Source organism: Pseudomonas sp. S32, assembly GCF_016648095.1.
GTDB lineage: Bacteria > Pseudomonadota > Gammaproteobacteria > Pseudomonadales > Pseudomonadaceae > Aquipseudomonas > Aquipseudomonas parafulva.
This window is the reverse complement of sequence record NZ_JACVVF010000097.1, coordinates 1-3,773: the sequence shown is the minus strand read 5'-3', so window position 1 is coordinate 3,773 and position 3,773 is coordinate 1. Positions and strand designations below refer to the sequence as shown.

Here is a 3,773-nt window from a genome sequence, read left to right as displayed (position 1 = left end):
CAAAGCTCGCGATGCGCCGCGCGGGCGGCGCTCGATCTCCCAGGCGCTGCAACTGTTGAGGCGAACACCTCCGCCCCCCCACATTCATCGATGGAGCACCGTTGTGCTGGAACTGGAAAAAGCGCAGTGCCAGACCCAGTTGCGCCGTACCGGTCAACCCGGCACGGCCAAAGGCCTCAGCGGTTCCAGTTGGCTTCGCCGTTCTGCAGGGCAGTGGCCAGGGTCTGCAGGTTGCTGTCCGGCAGGCTGTCAGGCAACAGGTCCGCGCCCGAGCTGACATACAACTGCGCATAGGCGTTGCGCAACTCAGCGTACGCCAGGTCCCGCTTGAGCTGGGTCTGCAGGTTGTTCAGCTCACCCTGGATCAGTTCCAGCTCGCCAATGTTCTGCGTCTGGTAGCGGTTGCGCAACTGATCGGCGATTTGCCCATCGAGCTGCGCCAGCTCTTCGCTGGTGCGGAACTGACGCACCGACTCGTTGAAGTTGGCATTGGCCACGTACAGCTGCGCCAGCACCGCCATCGACATCGCCTGGCGGCGCGCCGCCGCCACGTCTTCGCCGGCCTGGGCGACCTTGATCGCCGTTGGCCCGGACAGCACATTGAACAGGTTCCAGGTGACCTTGACGCCGTAGTCGGCCCAGCTCTGGTTAACCAGGAACGAGTTGCTGTCGTAATGGCCACCCAGCGAGAACTCCAGGCCAGGCAACATCCGCAGCATGGCTTTGCGGGTTTCAGCCGCGCTGATACGGGCCTGGTAGTCCTGCTCGCGCAGTTCCGGGCGGTTGGCCAGCGCTTGCTCCTCGAGCTTGCTGAAATCGCCGTGGAACTCAGGCACTACGTAGCCCTGCTCCGGCGCCAGGGTGAAATCGGTATTCAGCGGCAAGTTGACCAACGCAGCCAGCTCGGTCTTGGCCAGGGACAGCGCACGGCGCTGCTCTTCGAGCTGGCGGGTGGCCTCGATCAGGGCACGCTGGTAGCTCAGCGTCTGCACCGGGTCCCCGACACGCTGCGCGGTCATGCGCTGGCTGTTGTCGCGGGCCTGGTTGATGCGCCCCATCAGGCTGTCGATCTGGTTCAGCAAGCGCTGGGCTGCCACCGCGCGCCAGTAGGCCGAGCGCACGTCCTGGGTGATGGTGTGGATGACCTTGCGCTTGCGCTCCTGAAGGATCAGGCGCTGGTCGGCCTGCTGCTTGGCGCTGACGTAGCTGACACCGAAGTCCAGCACGTTCCACACCATGGTCAGGTCGGCCACGTCACGGTCACGGTCCTGGGAGGTAGACGGTTCCAGGGACTGGGTGCCGGTACGGATGCTCTGGCTGCTGGAAGCGCCGACGTTGTTGCGCCCCGCGTAACCGGCGTCCAGCGCCATGCGTGGCAGCATATCGAACTGGGCTAGGTCGACCTGGCGCTTGGCCAGGGCCTCTTCCATCACCTTCAGGCGCGCCTCGAGGTTGTACTTCACCGCACGGGCCATGGCCTGGTGCAGGGTCAGGGGCCCGCTAAGGGGCTCCTGTTCCTTGAACATGCTGGCCAGGTCGGTGCGCGCGCGCGTCTCGCTGGCGCTGCGGTCGATCGGCTGGCTGGTCACGGCACATCCGCTGATGGTCAGCGCCAGCAGGCTGGCGGCAAACAGTGTGTGGCTTTTTTTCATCCTTGGGCCGCCCCCTGGTACGGCTCTTTTTTCAAGTGTTGTGCTGTGCTTCATGCCTGTTTCCCGATCTGTGCCGGTTGCGCCAGGGCTTGGGCCAGTTCGCGCACATGGCGCTGCTCGGCTTCGTCCAGCTGTTGCAGTTGCTGAGTGAGGCTTGGCGCGCCGAACACGCCGCGCAAGCCTTGGCTGATTTCTGCCGGCCGCCATTGGCTGCCGTTGAACACGTTCATTTCACTGACACCCGGCACCTGGTGACTGAAGATGGCCGACAGCGTACTGCTGCCGAACACACTGCTGCCCGCGTTGGCAAAGCCAGACAAGCCGCCCTGCCCGCTCAGGCTGCTGTCGCTGCTGCCGAACACCTGGGCGATGAAGCTGGGCGCGCTAGCAGCGTTGCCGAGGAAGATGGTGCCCAGTGGCTGCAAATCACCGCCCACGCTGCGCACGTCGAACAACGACCCTGGCAACAGCGGCGATACGCCGCTGTTCTGCACCGGGCTGATTACCTGCGGTTGAACCACCGCCTGTTGCGTTTCTACGACGAGCTGCGGCGGGTTCAGGCGGTACTCCAGGTCGCCAACCTCCTGGGCCTGCAGGCTCTGCGCCTGGCCAACCAGCGACACTGCCAGGGCATTGCCGCTCGCATCCTGAATGCCGCTGTTCAATGCGTTGAGGCTCAGGGCCAATGCGCCCTGGCCGCGCAGGCCGCCGACCAGAATGCGGTAGGTGCGCCCGTCGACCTGCTGAACCGACTGCACCACGCCACTGGCAGACCCGGTACCGAGCACCGAGAAATCATCGGCATCCACGCCGCTGACCGCTTCGTCGAACGTCAGCGTGAAGCTGAGGGTGGTGTCAGTCGGCTGCACCGGGCCATCCAGCACGATGCCAATTGGGCGTGGTGCCTTGGCGTCGACCAGAATGCCGCGGGTGTCGCCCACATTGTTCAGGCCGGTATTGGCCTGGTTGCCCCGCTCGTCGCTCAGGCTACCGCCGTTGGTGTCGATCTGCGGCGCGACCGCGAAGGTGCTGTTGCCGGCCATACCGCTGGTGACAGTGAGGCGGAAGGTCAAGGCGGTGGTACCAGACCCCGACAGGTAGTCGGCGTACACCACCCGGCCGTTATCGAGGGTGATGGCCAGGCGCGGGTTGCCATTGCCGTTGTCGACCAGTACCGCTTCATCGGTGTTGACGGTGAAGTCCAGGGTATTGCCTGCGGTGTAGGCGCCGGGTGCCGGTACGCTGACGCTGGTGACCAAGGGCGCAACCCGATCGAGGCTGTAGGTACTGCCCTGCAGGCCACCGTTGATCGGGTTGCCCACCCCATCGGTAATACCCGTGTTGCTGGCGCTCAGGTCGAGCCGCACCGTGCCGGCGCCGGACAGGTTGTCCACCACCACCAGGTAGGTACGGCCATCGATACGGGTGACCGAAGCGATGCGCCCACTGGCGCTGCCGGTCAGGGCCAACGCGAAATCGGCGCTATCCACACCGGTCACCGACTCGTCGAAGGTGACGGTGTAGCGCAGGCTGCTGGCATTGGTAGGGGTGATATCGACGCGGGTGATGTTGGTGGCGGTAGGTGCGCTGGTGTCGATCAGCACGTTACCGGTATTGCCCACAGCGCCCAGATTGAGGTTCAGGGCATTGCCCGCGGCATCCTTGATGGAACCGCCATTGAGGTCGAGGCTGCCGCTGACGGCGATGCCGCCACTGGCTGTGTCGCCGGCCTGCACGGTGTACTGGAACACCAACGCGCCGTTGGCTGCGCCAGACACATAGGTGGCATAGCGTGTAACCCCGCCCACGGTCAGGGCTAGCCGTGGCGTACCGGTGCTGGTGTCCACCACTACCCCTTCGCTGGTGTTGACGGTAAAGCCGAGCACGTCACCGGCTTTGTAGCTACCGCCTGCCGGTACCGCGACTGACTCCACCACCGGCACGACCGCATCCACCTGCACGCCAGCGGTGCTGGCTACGTTGTTCAACGTGAGGTTGACGTCGTTGCCGGCAGCATCGCGCAAGGTCGCGCCGTTGAGCTGGATGCTGTTGCCCAACGCCACGCCGTTGGTGTCCAGTTGGCCGTTGGCGACGATCATGCGGAACACCAATGCGTTAGTG

General features: G+C 64.7%; 2 protein-coding genes. Both read right to left on the bottom strand.

All coding sequences use genetic code 11. The annotated features are described in order from the left end of the window. Window positions 1-176: 176 nt before the first annotated feature. Window positions 177-1,652, bottom strand: coding sequence for a TolC family protein (locus IAE38_RS23585; protein WP_201219579.1), 1,476 nt, complete (start codon window positions 1,650-1,652; stop codon window positions 177-179). Window positions 1,653-1,702: 50 nt separating this feature from the next. After that, window positions 1,703-3,773: beta strand repeat-containing protein (locus IAE38_RS23580; protein WP_442968336.1), on the bottom strand; the 2,071-nt coding region annotated here is incomplete at its 5' end.